This is a genomic window from Streptomyces subrutilus (assembly GCF_001746425.1).
Taxonomy (GTDB): domain Bacteria; phylum Actinomycetota; class Actinomycetes; order Streptomycetales; family Streptomycetaceae; genus Streptomyces; species Streptomyces subrutilus_A.
In genome coordinates this window covers 3,841,974-3,856,534 of the sequence record NZ_MEHK01000001.1, presented here as the reverse complement: position 1 = coordinate 3,856,534, position 14,561 = coordinate 3,841,974, and the positions used below count along the sequence as shown (strand labels likewise).

Here is a 14,561-nt window from a genome sequence, read left to right as displayed (position 1 = left end):
ACCACCCCTGGTGCGTCACACAGCGCGAGCCGCATTCCTATGATGGGCGCACGACATCACGGACCCTCCTCCCTGGAGGTCAGGAGGGTCCGCAGGTGTACGGCAGCGCGACGGTGGTGGAGGGGTCGATGACTCAGGGGGCCGGTCAGGGACCCGCGATGCGGACGGAAACGCTGCGGGACTTCCGGGTGCCGGTCACCGAACCCGCTCCGTACGCCGTATCAGGGCTGCCCGATGAAGCCCCCGTCTACGGCGAGTACCCGGCGTACTACGAGGAGGGCGCGCGCAGCGTGCCCCCACAGCCGGGCTACACCCCGCAGCCGGCCGCCGCCCCGCAGCCGCACGCCGCCGCGCCCGCCGCGCCGCCGCATCACGCTGCCTACGCGGCGCACGAGGTGCGCGAGGTCACGGAGCCGGAACCCGAGGCCGACGACCTCGGGGGCTACACCCCGACCCAGCGCGACCTGCCCGTCATCGGGCGCGGCGCGCTCGGCGGCCCCGGGGACACCGTGCAGGTCCAGTACGTGCCCCAGGAACCGGCGGTCGCCGGACCCGGCCCGCTCTACGTCGTCGGCGACGTCCACGGCTACCTCGACGAGCTCGTCACCGAACTCCACGCCCAGGGCCTCATCGACGCGGAGCGCCGCTGGTCCGCCGGGAACGCCCGGCTCTGGTTCCTCGGCGACTTCACCGACCGCGGCCCCGACGGCATCGGCGTGATCGACCTCGTCATGCGGCTGTCCGCCGAGGCGGCGGCCGCCGGCGGCTACTGCAAGGCCCTCATGGGCAACCACGAGCTGCTGCTGATCGGCGCCAAGCGGTTCGGCGACACCCCCGTCTCCTCCGGCGCGGGCACCGCCACCTTCCAGGCCGCCTGGCTGCTCAACGGCGGCCAGCGCACCGACATGGAACGCCTGCAGGACGTGCACCTGCAGTGGATGTCCCGGCTGGACGCGGCCGTCCTGGAGGAGGGGCACCTGCTCCTGCACTCCGACACCACGGCCTACCTGGACTACGGCGACTCGATCGAGGACGTCAACGACACCATCCACGAGCTGCTCAACCGCAACGACGCCGACATCACCTGGGACCTCTTCCGCAAGTTCACCAAGCGGTTCGCCTTCCGCGACGAGGAGACCGGCCCCGGAGCCGTACGCGAGCTGCTCGGCACGTACGGCGGCAGCCGCGTCGTGCACGGGCACAGCCCGATCCCCTACCTGCTCGGCGAAGTGGGCACCGAGGACGGTGACGCGTCCCGTGGACCGGAGGCCGTGAACGGCCCCCACGTCTACGCCGACGGGCTCGCCATCGCGATGGACGGCGGCGTCACGATGGCGGGCAAGCTGCTGGTCGTGCAACTTCCCTTGGGCGACTGAGGCTTTGTCACGCAGGGGGTATTTCTGGAAAGCCCCTGTCAACCTGGTGTGCGGGCCCTCTACCATCGCTCTATCCGTAGCAGGCTCTCCTCCGTTTGTGCCGGCGCCCGGGTCTACGCGGGCAAACCGGCCTCCACGGAGCATCGGGGGATGCACATGACCAGCGCTCCGCACCTGCTGACCGAAGACCGGCCGGAGTTCGACCGGCTCCTCGACGAGGCGTTGCGCACCGCCCATGAACGGCCCGAGCTCGCCGCCCTCGGCGAACGCCTGAACGCCGAACAGCTGCGCACCATGGCCCTGGGGGCCAGCGCCCTGCTGACCGCAGCGGCCGCCACCGAGTACGACCACTACGTGAAGGTCCGCGAGGAACGGCGCGACGAGGTCCTCTCCACTCCCGGGACGCCCCGGGAGGAAGCCGACGGGCAGGACGGCGCGGGCCTCACCGCGATGATCGCGGTCCTCGCACCCGTCCTGGCGGGCACCGCCATGCTGATCTTCCTGCTGGTGGGCTACATCCTGAAGCTGATCGAGCCCGAACCGGCCTTCGCCGAGACCATGCTGACGGCGGGCTCGTTCTTCGGCGTGCTCACCGTCGCCTCCCTGGTCTTCGCCGTGATCGGCCTGCTGGTGACGGCCGTGCGCAACGGCGCCACCGAGGTGTCCGCGGACGGGGCCGAGCCGGTACCGGACGAGGTCGCGCGGGCCCGTGAAGCCTGGCGGACCGCGTTGCTGGAGCGCGGCATCATGCCGTTCCTGCGGGACGCGCTGGCCGACCCGAGCGCGGGAACCGGATTCCCGGCCCCCCGCAGACGCGGCAGCCGGATGCCCCACCTGGGGTACACCGCCCCTGACTTCACCAGTCCGGGATCACCCTCGGAGAGCCCCCGGCCCGGCTACACGGCGCCGGACTTCTCGAGCCCGGACTTCGGCGGCCCGGAACGCGAGCCGCAGTAGGCCCGGGCCCGCTCGGCGATGTTTCACGTGAAACAAGGCCGCCGCTCCACGACAGTCCTGCCGTGGAGCGGCGCGCTCGTGCGCGAGCGGTGCGTCAGTCGGCCAGCGGCAGGTAGACGCGGCTGCCCGAGGCCGCGAACTCGGCGGACTTCTCCGCCATGCCCGCCTCGATCTCCTCGGCCTTCAGGTCGCCGCCGTGCTCGCGGCGGATGTCCTGCGAGATCTTCATCGAGCAGAACTTCGGGCCGCACATGGAGCAGAAGTGCGCGGTCTTGGCCGGCTCGGCGGGCAGGGTCTCGTCGTGGAACTCACGCGCCGTGTCGGGGTCGAGGGCCAGGTTGAACTGGTCCTCCCAGCGGAACTCGAAGCGGGCGTCCGACAGCGCGTCGTCCCACTCCTGCGCTCCGGGGTGCCCCTTGGCCAGGTCGGCGGCGTGCGCGGCGATCTTGTACGTGATGACGCCGGTCTTGACGTCGTCGCGGTTGGGCAGGCCCAGGTGCTCCTTGGGCGTGACGTAGCAGAGCATCGCGGTGCCCCACCAGGCGATCATCGCGGCGCCGATGCCCGAGGTGATGTGGTCGTACGCGGGCGCGACGTCCGTGGTCAGCGGGCCGAGCGTGTAGAACGGCGCCTCCTCGCAGATCTCCTGCTGGAGGTCGATGTTCTCCTTGATCTTGTGCATCGGGACGTGGCCTGGGCCCTCGATCATGGTCTGGACGTTGTGCCGCTTGGCGATGGTGTTCAGCTCGCCCAGCGTCTTCAGCTCGGCGAACTGCGCGGCGTCGTTGGCGTCCGCGATGGAGCCGGGGCGCAGACCGTCGCCCAGCGAGTAGGTGACGTCGTACGTCGCGAGGATCTCGCAGAGCTCCTCGAAGTGCGTGTAGAGGAAGTTCTCCTTGTGGTGCGCCAGGCACCACGCGGCCATGATCGATCCGCCGCGGGAGACGATGCCGGTCTTGCGGCGGGCGGTCAGCGGCACGTACGGCAGCAGCACGCCGGCGTGGACCGTCATGTAGTCGACGCCCTGCTCGGCCTGCTCGATGACCGTGTCCTTGTAGATCTCCCAGGTCAGGTCCTCGGCACGGCCGTCGACCTTCTCCAGCGCCTGGTAGAGCGGGACGGTGCCGATCGGGACGGGGGAGTTGCGCAGCACCCACTCGCGCGTGGTGTGGATGTTGCGGCCCGTCGAGAGGTCCATGACCGTGTCGGCGCCCCACTTGGTCGCCCAGGTCATCTTGTCGACCTCCTCCTCGATGGAGGAGGTGACCGCGGAGTTGCCGATATTGGCGTTGACCTTCACCAGGAACCTCTTGCCGATGATCATCGGCTCGATCTCCGGGTGGTTCACGTTCGCCGGAAGCACCGCGCGACCTGCGGCGATCTCCTCCCGGACCACCTCGGGGGAGACGTTCTCGCGGATCGCGACGTACTCCATCTCCGGGGTGATCTCGCCGCGGCGGGCGTAGGCGAGCTGCGTGACGGCGGCGCCGCCGCGGCCCCGGCGGGGCTGGCGCGGGCGGCCCGGGAAGACCGCGTCGAGGTTCTTGAGGCCGCCCCGCGGCGAGGTGTGCTTGATCCCGTCGTCCTCGGGGCGCACGGGACGGCCCGCGTACTCCTCGGTGTCCCCGCGGCCGATGATCCAGTTCTCGCGCAGCGGAGCGAGACCCCGGCGCACGTCGGTCTCGATCCGCGGGTCGGTGTACGGACCGGACGTGTCGTAGAGCGTCACGTCCTTGCCGTTGGTGAGGTGGACCTGGCGGACCGGCACCCGGATGTCGGGGCGGGAGCCCGCCACGTAGCCCTTGTGCCAGCCCGGCTGGCGCTCGGTCTGGCCGTCGGTGTCCTGGCTGACGGCAGGCGTGCGTGCGTCCTGAATGGTCATGAGACCTATCTCCCTACGCCGGCATTACCCGGTAACAGGTTCGGCGGTCGACGCAGCCTCTTCCCGTACGCATCCGTGATGCCCGTACGGTGATCAGCGCCCTCTCAGCCCGGTGCTCCGAGCTCCCGCGTTGTGCAAAGGTGCCCCCACGCTAGCGTCATCTAGGGCGTGCTGAACAGTGGGCCCCCTCATCTCTTGCGATGATCTGCCAGTGACGACCTCGCCGCAGCCCCCCACCGAGCCCACGGATCCCACCGGCCGCACAGGCCATGCCCACTCGGGTTCCGGGCACTCCGCCGGTCATGCCCACGGCCATGGCCACGGCCCGGCGGCTCCCGTCTCGAAGCACCTGCGCAAGGTCATCGCGGCCGTGCTGATCCCCTTCGCCGCCGCCGTCTTCGTCGGCATGGCCGTGCTCTGGCCGGGCGGCGCCCCCGCCCACGAGCGCACGGGCGTCGGCTTCGACCGCCAGACCCAGCAGGGCACGGTCGTCTCGCTCGAGCACGTCGACTGCAAATCGGTGAACGCCTCGCAGGTACCGACCACCGGCAACACCTCCACCCCCGAGGGCCGCGAGGCGCAGGCCGCGCAGACCGGTGAGTGCAAGAAGGCCACCGTGAGGGTCGGCACCGGACCGGACCAGGGCCGCACCTTCGTGGAGATCGTCCAGCCGGGCGCCCCACGGCAGTTGGCGGACGGCCAGGAGGTGGTCGTCGCCTACGCGCCGGACGCCCCGCGGGACCTCCAGTACTCGGTGATCGACGTGAACCGCAAGTTCCCCATGGCGCTGCTGGCGGCCATCTTCGCCGTCGCGGTGGTCGTGGTCGGCCGGATGCGCGGTCTGTTCGCGTTGTTCGCCCTGGTCATCAGCTTCGGCGTGCTGACCCTCTTCATCCTCCCGGCCATCCTGCAAGGGTCGAACCCGCTGCTCGTCGCGGTCATCGGGGCGAGCGCCATCATGCTCATCGCCCTCTACATGTGCCACGGGCTGACCGCCCGCACCTCCGTCGCCGTTCTCGGCACGCTCGTCTCGCTGCTGCTGATCGGACTGCTGGGCTCGCTGTTCATCGGCTGGGCGTTCCTCAGCGGCAACACCGACGACAACACGGGTCTGATCCACGGGCTCTACCCGGACATCGACATGAGCGGTCTGCTGCTCGCAGGCGTGATCATCGGTTCGCTGGGCGTACTGGACGATGTGACGGTCACCCAGACCTCCGCGGTCTGGGAACTCCACCACGCAGACCCCTCGATGGGGCCGCGCGCCCTGTACCGGGCAGCCATCCGGATCGGCCGCGACCACATCGCGTCGGTGGTCAACACCCTGGTGCTGGCGTACGCGGGTGCGGCGCTCCCCCTGCTCCTTCTGTTCACCATCGCGAACAGCAGCATGGGTTCGGTGGCGAACAGCGAACTCGTCGCGGAGGAGATCGTACGGACCCTCGTGGGCTCGATCGGTCTCGTGGCCTCGGTCCCCGTGACGACGGCGCTGGCCGCTCTGGTCGTCTCGGCCGACCGGCCGGGGGCCCCGGGCACGGCAGCGGCCTCGGGGCCGGTCCGTGGCGGCCGGGGCCGTCGGCGCAAGCGCTGAAGGGGCGCCGAGGTCAGCGGAGTGCCCCCATGCGGTGCCTGGTCAGCCCGCGTTCTGCTCGTTCTGTCGGGACTCGGCCAGGATCTTGCCGAGCGCCTCGTCGAGGTGCTCCTCGAAGCCGCCCAGGTCCCGCTCCTGGCCGAGCGGGACGAGCCGGTCGGTGCGGTCGAGGAACGCGACGAGCGGTGCCGCGCCGGCGCGGAACAGGGCCCGGTCGCCGCCGACCTGGAGGCGGATGTGGACATCGGACAGCTCCTCGGGCTCGGTGGGGGCGATGCGCACATCACCGTCACCGCACGGCTTGTTGATGCCGTCGAGGAGGAGTTCCCGGCCGAACGCCCAGGTCACGGGCGCGTCTCCGGGAAGGTGGAAGGTAAGGCGAACTGCGTAGGGATCACGAGTGTCGTACCGGAGTTCCACCGGAATCCGGAACGAGAGCTCCTCGGAAACGAGGAAGCTCATCATGACCTCTGCCTGTACCGACTCGCGCATTGCCTACCCCGCTGTTAGTGGAAGTGGCCAGGAATGGTCCCCCAGGACCCTCTTGACAAGGGTGGTGGAAGCGCTAGCAGATCACAAGGAGTGAGTTTTCAGATACTGATAGAGAACGAGAGGGTGCTCAACAGCGCGCCTACTTCACTCCGTAGTCGATTGACTACACAGGGCAATCGATTCTCGTGGTGCAAGGGTAGCGAAACCGCCATGGTCGCCGCGGCATCACCCGCCGTAATGGGAATGGCCGCACATACCGTGCCCAAGGCATATTCCTGCCGTTCGGTCACCGGCTGCATTCGCTCCAGGGACCCGATCCGGTGCTCCAGGGACCGCTGGTCCGGCACGGTATAAGGGGTGATGGCCTCGACCGGGTGCCGGTCGTAGTAGTCCTTGCGCGTCTTCTCGTCGAGCTGGCCGAGCAGGCACTGGCCGATGGCGTGCGCGTGTCCGGTCGCGCGGAAATCGGCCCACTCCTCGCAGGCCGGGTTGGCCGGTGTGTCCGAGACACCCACCAGCTCGATCTCACCCTCGCGGAACATCGCGAAGTAGACGGGGGCCCCGACGGCGTCGCGGAAGTGCGCGAGCGAGTCGAGGATCATGCTGCGACGTTTCTGCTGCAGTCCGCCACCGGCCAGCCGCCCCGCCGCGGCGCCCAGCACGAAGACTCCGCCCTCTCTGCGCAGGTAGCCCTCGTGCGTCAGGGTGCGCAGCAGGTGGTACGCGGTGGGAAGCGGGAGCCCGGCCTCGCGTGCCAGCTGTTTCGCCGGGGCTCCCTCGCTGTGCGAGCCCGCCGCTTCGAGCAGCCTCAGCGCCCGCTGCACCGAACCGATGAGAGTCGGCACACCGGCGTTGTGAACCGAAGACAAAGCACACCCCCAGGCGTGGCGGCGGGCTGTGGGGGCCCGCCCTGCGGGGGCCGCCCCCGCGCATGCCGTGACTCCTGGGGGTCGCGCTCAGCACCTACTTGAGAGAGCCGCAGTCCAGAGCAGTGGTACCGGCCGTCGGCGCCCAGGGGGCGGCACGGATTGCCACTGTATCCGCCGGTTCCTGCGGTGCGAGCGGTTTCGCCCGCCATGTTCCCCCTACTGGCCCAATCCCGTGGGGCCCGGACCGGCTCGCCCTACCACTCCCCGGAGGAAGAGGACTTCGCGCCGCGGCCGCTGAACTTCTTCACCAGGAGCACCAGACCGCCGACGAGGCCGACGAAGAGGAGCAGTTTGAAGACGAGCGAGATCAGGGCGCCGAGGATGCTCGTGATCACACCGCCGAAGACGAACAGTGCCAGAAGCGGGACCGCGACCCACTTCACCCACCAGGGCATGCCTGCGAATACCTCTCGGATGCCGTCCATGTCCTCGACCTCTTCCTCGTCCGTGACTTCCTGCTCCCGACTCTAGGAGGCGGCGGACCCGGGCAGGGGCCCGCGAGCCCCCGGAGTCCCCTGATCCGCCCCCTAGGGGGACCAGGGCCCGCGACCCTCATCGGACGGGGAGGTGCTCAGCCCTCCGGCGGCGAGAACACCACCATCACCCGCAGGTCCTCGCTGATGTGGTGGAACTTGTGCGGTACCCCGGCCGGTACGTAGACGACGCTGCCGCGTGCCACGGTCGTCGTCTCCTCCCCCACCGTGATCGAGGCGCGGCCGCTCACGACGAAGTACACCTCGTCCTGACGGTGCGGCTGCTGCGGGTCGCTCTGTCCGGCGTCGAGCGCGTACAGCCCGACCGACATGTTCCGCTCGCGCAGGAACTGCAGATAGGCGCCGTCGTTGGCGGCCCGTTCCGCTTCGAGCTCGTCAAGCCGGAAGGCTTTCATCGTAGTTGTGCCCCTTGTACTCGATCGTTCCCTCGCATCCGCTGATCTGCGGATGTCCCACCGGGATCTTCTCTGCCACGATCAGACACATGACGAATTTCGTAGTCAAGACGCTCGCCAACGCGGCAGCCCTGGCCGTCGCCATCTGGCTGCTCGCCGGCATCACCCTCGACGACGGAAGCAGCCTGGGCCGCAGGACCCTTACCCTGCTGCTCGTCGCCCTGGTGTTCGGCCTGGTCAACTTCATCGTCAAGCCCGTGGTGAAGCTGTTCTCGCTGCCCCTCTTCGTCCTCACCCTCGGCCTGTTCACCCTGGTCGTGAACGCCCTGATGCTGATGTTGACCTCGTGGCTTGCCGAGCAGCTCGACCTCAGCTTCCACGTCGACGGATTTTGGACCGCGGTCCTCGGCGGCCTGATCATCTCCGTCGTCTCCTGGGCCGTGAACCTGGTCCTGCCCGACAAGAACTGAACGGGCGCCCCTGTACCGCGTGTGCTCGCCGGCCCCCGGCAGGCAGCGAGCACCGGTCTGCTGGACGCCGTACGCGAGGCCGTGAAGGAGCACACCTCATGAACGAGGACATCAACGAGGACATCTACGAGACCGCCGGGTTCGGCGACGGCACGCGCGCCGTCCGTGCCGGGCTGCCCGAGGCGGTCAAGAACGAGCCGCCCCTGCCGGGACCGGTCTTCGCCGCCCACTTCCACCTCCCCGGCGACGTCGAAGGCCCGTACACCTACGGCCGCGACACCAATCCGACCTGGACGCTCCTGGAGCAGGCCATCGGAGAGCTGGAGGCACCCGGCCAGGACGTGGAGACCGTCGTCTTCGCCTCCGGCATGGCCGCGGTCTCCGCCGTCCTGCTCTCCCAGGCGCGCACCGGCGACACCGTGGTCCTGCCCGACGACGGCTATCAGGCGCTGCCCCTGCTGCGGGAGCAGCTCGAGGCCTACGGGATCCGGGTACGCACCGCCCCGACGGGGGACGACGCCCAGCTCTCGGTGCTCGAAGGCGCCCGCGTGCTGTGGATCGAGACCCCCTCCAACCCCGGGCTCGACGTCTGCGACGTACGCCGCCTCGTGGACGCGGCGCACGCCGGCGAGACCCTGGTCGCCGTGGACAACACCCTCGCCACCCCGCTCGGCCAGCGGCCGCTCGAGCTCGGCGCGGACTTCTCGGTCGCCAGCGGCACCAAGGGCCTGACCGGACACGGCGACGTGCTGCTCGGCTACGTCGTCTGCCGCGACCCCGCGCTCACCGCCCGGGTCCGCCAATGGCGCAAGATCGTCGGCGCGATCCCGGGCCCGATGGAGTCCTGGCTCGCCCACCGTTCCCTGGCCACCATCCAGCTGCGCGCGCAGCGCCAGTGGGCCAACGCACTGGCCGTCGCCGAGGCGCTCGCCGACCGTTCCGAGGTGACCGGTCTGCGCTACCCGGGCCTGGCCTCGGACCCGTCGCACAAGACGGCCGCCCGGCAGATGCGGGGCTTCGGGTCGGTGGTCTCCTTCACGCTGCCCGACCGCGCGCACGCCGAACGCTTCATGGCGGCCCTGCACCTGGTCGAGGACGCGACGAGCTTCGGCGGAGTCCGGTCCACCGCCGAGCGGCGCGGACGGTGGGGCGGGGACGCGGTGGCGGAGGGGTTCATCCGCTTCTCGGCCGGCGCCGAGGACACCGAGGACCTCGTAGCGGACGTGCTGCGAGCGCTCGACCGCGCGGTCCGCACGGCCGACGGAGGCTGAACGGGCCGTGGGACGGCGGTCCGAGCCTCCCCCCTCGTGGCTCGGACCGCCCTGGGTTCCCCCGGCGAAGAACCACGTGGCAAGGCTAGTTGACTCTGCGTCAGAGTCCAATCACGGTAACGACAGGTGGCTATCGGCATATTTATAGTTGAAGCCCCCACCGAGAGGTGCCGCGATGGACCTGGCCCTGCTGCGCACCTTCGTCGCCGTCCACCGGGCGGGTTCCTTCACCCGGGCCGCCGCGCTGCTGGGGCTGTCGCAGCCCGCCGTCACCTCGCAGATCCGCACCCTCGAACGCCAGCTGGGCCGCCCCCTGTTCCACCGCCGGGCCCGCGGTGTCACACCGACCGCGGTGGGCGACGAGCTGGCCCACAAGGCCGCCCCGCACCTCGACGCGCTGCTGCGGATCACCGAGGCCGGGCGGGAGGCCGCCGGCGCCTCACGCACCCTGCACGTCGCCGGGCCCCCCGAGTTCCTGTGCCTGCGCGTGCTGCCCGCCCTCGCGCCCCTGGTCGGCCAGGGCCACACCCTGCGCGCCGCGCTGCACACCGGCGCCGAGGAGACCCTCGACGGGCTCGCCGCGGGCCACCACGACCTCGTCGTCACCACCGCCCACCCCCGGGGCGGGCTCTTCACCGCCTCCGCGCTGTGGGACGAGGAACTCGTGCTGGTCGCCGCACCCTACTGGGCCACCCTCATCGGCACGGAGCCGTTGCGCGAGGCCGGCTCCGCCGCGCTCGCGGGCATCCCGTTCGTCGAGGTCCACGAAAGCCTGCCCCTGGTCGCCCGCTACTGGGCCGCCGTCTTCGACAGCCGGCCCGATGCCGACGACACCACCGCCAGCGTGGTCGTGCCCGATCTGCGGGCCGTGCTGGAGTGCGTACAGGCCGGGGCCGGGTTCGCCGTCCTGCCCCGCTACCTCTGCCAGGGCGCCCTCGACAGCGGCCGGATCGTGGCCCTCGGGGAGCCTGCGGTGCCTCCGCTGCGCACGTGGTTCCTCGTGGTGCGGGCCGGCAGTCTCTCGCTCGCCCATCTCGCCCGCGCGCACGAGCGGCTGCTGCACGCCGCCGCACGCTGGTGAGCCTCCCTCTCCGGCCGCCGGCGCGTTTCAGAAGGGGAGCAGTGGGCCACTCTTCTCCCATGACCGAACGTCCCGTGGTCAAACGCACCGCACGCGCGATCCTGCTCGACGGTGACGACATGATCCTCATCAAGCGCACCAAGCCCGGCGTCGATCCGTACTGGGTCACCCCCGGCGGCGGAGTGGAGTCCTCGGACGCCACCGTCGTCGACGCCCTCCACCGGGAGGTCCACGAAGAACTCGGCGCCAAGATCACCGATGTCGTGCCCTGTTTCGTCGACACCGTCGAGCACATCGCCGACGGGGGAGTCACCGGGGTGAAGGTGCAGCACTTCTTCGTCTGCCACCTCGAATCGATGGACCCCAACCAGCGGCACGGCCCCGAGGTCGAGCAGCCCGAGGGCGAGTACGAGATCGTCCGCGTGCCCTTCAGCCGGGTGGGCATCGCCGCCGTCCACCTCGTCCCGCTGTCCCTGCGGCACTACCTCGACGGGAACATCGAGGGCGTCCGCGCCATGCACGCCCCCGACCTGGGCTGAGCCCGCGAGCCGGGACCGGCGGGCGTGCCCGCCGGTCTCAGCCGGCCACGCCCGCCAGCTCCTCCACCGCGTCGTACCGGATCCGCTCGCCGGGGATCCCGATCCGCTTCAGCTCGTCGACCCCGCTGCGGATCATCGCGGGCGGCCCGGATATGAACGCGTCGTAGGAGCTCCACGGTCCGTGCTCGCCGACGGCCTGCGGCAGCTGCCCGGCCAGCCAGTCCCCGACCACCGGGCGCACCGACAGCCAGGGGTGCGAGCGCTGCAGCCCGAGCAGCGTGTCCTTGTCGTACAGGTCGTGGTCGCTGCGTGCCCCGAAGAACACCTCCACCGGACGCCGCTCCCCGTGCTCGGCCACGTCCTCGATCAGCGCCTTGATCGGGGCGATCCCGGTCCCGCCGCCCAGGCACAGCATCCCGTTGTCCGTCGTGTGGTCCACCACCATCGACCCGGCCGGCGGGCCGAGCCGCAGCACGTCCCCCGGCCTGGCGTGGCGCACCAGCGCGTTGGAGACCCAGCCCGCGGGGACGGCCTTGACGTGGAAGGAGAGCAGGCCGTCGGCGCGCGGCGCCGAGGCGAAGGAGTAGTGCCGCCACACCCGGGGCCACCACGGGGTCTCCAGGCTGGCGTACTGGCCGGCCAGGAAGCGGTACGGCTGGTCGGGGCGAACGGTCAGCACCGCGATGTCCGAGGTGCGCAGGTCGTGCGAGACCACCTCCGCCTGCCACCACGCCGGGCTGCGGACCTCGTCCTCCGCCGCCGCGTCGATCATGATCTGGGAGATCGCGGTGTAGGCCCGCACCCACGCCGCCTCGGTCTCCGGCCCCCAGGCATCCGCGTACCGGGCCAGGGCGCCCAGGAGGGCCTCGCCCACCACCGGGTAGTGGCCCGCCAGGGTGCCGTACTTGCGGTGCCCGGTGCCGAGCCTGCGCAGATAGGGCGTGAGCACCTGGGGGTTGTCGATGTGCTCGGCCGCGGTCAGCAGGGCCTTGAGCAGCCGGTCGCGCTGGACGTCCATGGCGGCGGGGAACATGCCGCGCATTTCCGGATGGCCGGTGAACACCAGGGCGTAGAAGTACGAGGTCACCTTGTCGGCGACGGGTGCGATGTCCGCGAGGGTGCGGCGGATGAGCACGGCATCCGGCGAGGGCTCGGCCGCACCCCCCTCGACGGGTATCCGGGCCGTCCCCCCTCTGGCCGGTCTGGTGGGCGGAGCGTCCATGCCGTGCCTCGCTTCGAACATCTCGGTCGGTCTGCACACGCCACGGTCTGTGAATCCGTGGTTCCGGGGTTCACAGCGTGCCAGCCACCCCGGGGGCCTGTGGGGAAATGCGGGAATTCCGCGTTTCGAACCCACTTTCCTCTTAAGATGCCTCAAATCCCGGGCTTGACACCCCTGCGAGCTGGTATGCCTCCCGGAGGTCCCGGCCCTCGTAGACGTGCGTGGCACGCTTCGCCAGGTACGGCCGCGCGTTGACCGCCACCGAGACCGGCACCACCTCGAAGAGCACCGCATCGGTCATCGAGTCCCCGTACGCGACGCAGTCGCGCCGGCTCACCCCGAACCGCTCGCACAGCCGGTCCGCCACCGTCACCTTGGCCTCGGGCGTCAGGATCCCCGACACCTCCATGGGGCCCGCGAACGGGACCTGCGGGTACAGCGAACCGTGTGCGGCGTGCACACCCCACTCCAGCAGCATCTCCACGAAGAAGGAGGGCGACAGGGAGATCACCGCGCAGTAGTCCCCGCGCTCCCGGATCTCCCGCCACACCTCCTGGATGCCCGCCAGCCACGGGGAACCGTCGAACGCCGCCCGGACGTGCGCGGGCGTCAGCTCCGACCACAGTGCGTGTGCGGCCAGCGAGAACTCGTGCGGCCCGATCTCCCGTGTGGCGAACGACCGCTCCAGCTCGGCGATCTCGGCGCTCAGGCCGAGCTGCCGGGAGATCTCGACCGGCGCCGCGGAGCCGAACATCAGCGTGCCGTCGAGGTCGAAGAGGTGCAGGAGGGCCATAGCCATCGAGCCTAAACGGTCCGGTTCACGCCCAGCAGCATGTTTCACGTGAAACACCGGCCGGCTTCACCGGAGCTCCTCTCCGAGGAGGCCGAGGTCGATGTTTCACGTGAAACATTCCCTTCCCAAATCCTCTGGACGGCTCCCGACCCCATGATCCAGTCTGAGTCGGTGACACCTCCACACCTCACCGAGCTGCCGATCCGAGCGCTGACCGCGGACGATCTCCGCAACTGCGCCGACCTGTCCGAAGACCGCGGCTGGCCCCGCGAGGACCACAAATGGAGGCTGCTGCTCGCCGCCGGGAACGGCTATGGGGTCGACACCCCGGACGGGCAGGGACTGGCCGCCGCCTGCGTCGTCACCGGCTACGGCGGCACCCGCGCCGAACCGGAACTCGCCGCCATCGGCATGGTCCTCGTCGCCGACCGCTACGCCCGCCGGGGCCTGGGCCGCCGCCTGATGACGCACATCTGCGACGACGTCCTCAACGGCATCCCCCTCACCCTGCACGCCACGCCCTACGGACGTCCGCTCTACGAGGAGCTCGGCTTCGAGACCACCGGCCGCGCCGAGATGCTCAAGGGCGTCTTCCGTCCGGATCCCGCGGCCACGTCCTCCGGCAACGGCACCGTCCGGCCCGCCACCGCCGAGGACCTGCCGCGGATCCTCCAGCTGGACACCGAGGTCTTCGGCACCGACCGGACCCACGTGATCACCCGGCTTCCCGCCTTCACCGACCGGCTGCTCGTCGCCGAGGACCGGGCCGGCGCACTCACCGGGTACGCCGCGATCTGGCCCAACATGGAGACCCATGTCATCGGCCCCCTGATCGCCCGCGACACCGCCGGAGCGCAGGCACTCGTCACCGCCCTCGCCGCCACCACCGACCGGCCGCTGCGCACCGATGTCGACGTACGCCACGAGGAGCTCGTCTCCTGGCTCAAGGAGCGCGGCCTCGGCTCCGTGGCCTTCAACGCCGTCATGACCCGGGACCTCCCGGGCCTGCCCGGCGACTGGACCCGCCGCTGGGCACCGCTCACCGTGGCCGCGGGCTGAGAGAGGAACA

15 protein-coding genes are annotated in these 14,561 nt (G+C 70.5%); 8 read left to right on the top strand and 7 right to left on the bottom strand.

What is annotated here, in order from left to right:
• The first annotated feature begins 113 nt into the window (after nucleotides 1-113).
• The gene (locus BGK67_RS18330) at nucleotides 114-1,376 is read left to right on the top strand and encodes a metallophosphoesterase (RefSeq protein ID WP_069923956.1); all 1,263 of its coding nucleotides are present in this window, start codon (nucleotides 114-116) and stop codon (nucleotides 1,374-1,376) included.
• A 150-nt stretch (nucleotides 1,377-1,526) separates the two neighbouring features.
• Complete coding sequence (locus BGK67_RS18325) at nucleotides 1,527-2,333, top strand: hypothetical protein (RefSeq protein ID WP_069921101.1); 807 nt, start codon at nucleotides 1,527-1,529, stop codon at nucleotides 2,331-2,333.
• A gap of 94 nt (nucleotides 2,334-2,427) precedes the next feature.
• On the opposite strand, the gene thiC is transcribed toward BGK67_RS18325, so the two are convergent.
• Complete coding sequence (gene thiC / locus BGK67_RS18320; RefSeq protein ID WP_069921100.1) at nucleotides 2,428-4,215, bottom strand: phosphomethylpyrimidine synthase ThiC; 1,788 nt, start codon at nucleotides 4,213-4,215, stop codon at nucleotides 2,428-2,430.
• A gap of 211 nt (nucleotides 4,216-4,426) precedes the next feature.
• Here thiC and BGK67_RS18315 point away from each other — a divergent pair, with 211 nt between their 5' ends.
• The gene (locus BGK67_RS18315; protein ID WP_069921099.1) at nucleotides 4,427-5,806 is read left to right on the top strand and encodes a YibE/F family protein; all 1,380 of its coding nucleotides are present in this window, start codon (nucleotides 4,427-4,429) and stop codon (nucleotides 5,804-5,806) included.
• A 42-nt stretch (nucleotides 5,807-5,848) separates the two neighbouring features.
• On the opposite strand, the gene BGK67_RS18310 is transcribed toward BGK67_RS18315, so the two are convergent.
• The 4 genes from BGK67_RS18310 to BGK67_RS18295 form a co-directional block, all read right to left on the bottom strand.
• Complete coding sequence (locus BGK67_RS18310; RefSeq protein WP_069921098.1) at nucleotides 5,849-6,298, bottom strand: SsgA family sporulation/cell division regulator; 450 nt, start codon at nucleotides 6,296-6,298, stop codon at nucleotides 5,849-5,851.
• A 98-nt stretch (nucleotides 6,299-6,396) separates the two neighbouring features.
• The gene (locus BGK67_RS18305; protein WP_244291249.1) at nucleotides 6,397-7,167 is read right to left on the bottom strand and encodes an IclR family transcriptional regulator; all 771 of its coding nucleotides are present in this window, start codon (nucleotides 7,165-7,167) and stop codon (nucleotides 6,397-6,399) included.
• Nucleotides 7,168-7,421: 254 nt separating this feature from the next.
• Entirely contained in the window at nucleotides 7,422-7,652 is a 231-nt protein-coding gene (locus tag BGK67_RS18300) for a DUF5326 family protein (RefSeq protein WP_208948715.1), read from the bottom strand.
• Nucleotides 7,653-7,798: 146 nt separating this feature from the next.
• Complete coding sequence (locus BGK67_RS18295; RefSeq protein ID WP_069921097.1) at nucleotides 7,799-8,116, bottom strand: cupin domain-containing protein; 318 nt, start codon at nucleotides 8,114-8,116, stop codon at nucleotides 7,799-7,801.
• A gap of 89 nt (nucleotides 8,117-8,205) precedes the next feature.
• Between BGK67_RS18295 and BGK67_RS18290 the strand changes: the two genes are divergently transcribed.
• The 4 genes from BGK67_RS18290 (at nucleotide 8,206) to BGK67_RS18275 (ending at nucleotide 11,477) form a co-directional block, all read left to right on the top strand.
• Complete coding sequence (locus BGK67_RS18290) at nucleotides 8,206-8,586, top strand: phage holin family protein (protein WP_069921096.1); 381 nt, start codon at nucleotides 8,206-8,208, stop codon at nucleotides 8,584-8,586.
• A 98-nt stretch (nucleotides 8,587-8,684) separates the two neighbouring features.
• Nucleotides 8,685-9,857, top strand: coding sequence for a cystathionine gamma-lyase (locus BGK67_RS18285; protein ID WP_069921095.1), 1,173 nt, complete (start codon nucleotides 8,685-8,687; stop codon nucleotides 9,855-9,857).
• Nucleotides 9,858-10,032: 175 nt separating this feature from the next.
• Complete coding sequence (locus BGK67_RS18280) at nucleotides 10,033-10,938, top strand: LysR family transcriptional regulator (protein WP_069921094.1); 906 nt, start codon at nucleotides 10,033-10,035, stop codon at nucleotides 10,936-10,938.
• Nucleotides 10,939-10,997: 59 nt separating this feature from the next.
• Nucleotides 10,998-11,477, top strand: coding sequence for an NUDIX domain-containing protein (locus BGK67_RS18275; protein ID WP_069921093.1), 480 nt, complete (start codon nucleotides 10,998-11,000; stop codon nucleotides 11,475-11,477).
• Between the two features lie 37 nt (nucleotides 11,478-11,514).
• Here BGK67_RS18275 and BGK67_RS18270 read toward each other — a convergent pair whose 3' ends face one another.
• Entirely contained in the window at nucleotides 11,515-12,720 is a 1,206-nt protein-coding gene (locus tag BGK67_RS18270) for a globin domain-containing protein (protein WP_079154258.1), read from the bottom strand.
• Between the two features lie 121 nt (nucleotides 12,721-12,841).
• On the bottom strand, nucleotides 12,842-13,492 hold the full coding sequence (locus BGK67_RS18265) for an HAD family hydrolase (RefSeq protein ID WP_069921092.1): 651 nt from the start codon (nucleotides 13,490-13,492) through the stop codon (nucleotides 12,842-12,844).
• Nucleotides 13,493-13,663: 171 nt separating this feature from the next.
• Between BGK67_RS18265 and BGK67_RS18260 the strand changes: the two genes are divergently transcribed.
• Nucleotides 13,664-14,551, top strand: a complete 888-nt coding sequence (locus tag BGK67_RS18260) for a GNAT family N-acetyltransferase (RefSeq protein ID WP_107488993.1) — start codon at nucleotides 13,664-13,666, stop codon at nucleotides 14,549-14,551.
• The last annotated feature ends 10 nt before the right edge of the window (nucleotides 14,552-14,561 follow it).

What these genes read in the sequence shown, in the direction of transcription:
- BGK67_RS18325 (WP_069921101.1), top strand. Translation starts at nt 1,527, where the DNA reads ATGCACATGACCAGCGCTCCGCACCTGCTGACCGAAGACCGGCCGGAG.
- thiC (WP_069921100.1), bottom strand. Translation starts at nt 4,215, where the DNA reads ATGACCATTCAGGACGCACGCACGCCTGCCGTCAGCCAGGACACCGAC.
- BGK67_RS18310 (WP_069921098.1), bottom strand. Translation starts at nt 6,298, where the DNA reads ATGCGCGAGTCGGTACAGGCAGAGGTCATGATGAGCTTCCTCGTTTCC.
- BGK67_RS18300 (WP_208948715.1), bottom strand. Translation starts at nt 7,652, where the DNA reads ATGGACGGCATCCGAGAGGTATTCGCAGGCATGCCCTGGTGGGTGAAG.
- BGK67_RS18295 (WP_069921097.1), bottom strand. Translation starts at nt 8,116, where the DNA reads ATGAAAGCCTTCCGGCTTGACGAGCTCGAAGCGGAACGGGCCGCCAAC.
- BGK67_RS18290 (WP_069921096.1), top strand. Translation starts at nt 8,206, where the DNA reads ATGACGAATTTCGTAGTCAAGACGCTCGCCAACGCGGCAGCCCTGGCC.
- BGK67_RS18285 (WP_069921095.1), top strand. Translation starts at nt 8,685, where the DNA reads ATGAACGAGGACATCAACGAGGACATCTACGAGACCGCCGGGTTCGGC.
- BGK67_RS18280 (WP_069921094.1), top strand. Translation starts at nt 10,033, where the DNA reads ATGGACCTGGCCCTGCTGCGCACCTTCGTCGCCGTCCACCGGGCGGGT.
- BGK67_RS18275 (WP_069921093.1), top strand. Translation starts at nt 10,998, where the DNA reads ATGACCGAACGTCCCGTGGTCAAACGCACCGCACGCGCGATCCTGCTC.
- BGK67_RS18270 (WP_079154258.1), bottom strand. Translation starts at nt 12,720, where the DNA reads ATGTTCGAAGCGAGGCACGGCATGGACGCTCCGCCCACCAGACCGGCC.
- BGK67_RS18265 (WP_069921092.1), bottom strand. Translation starts at nt 13,492, where the DNA reads ATGGCCCTCCTGCACCTCTTCGACCTCGACGGCACGCTGATGTTCGGC.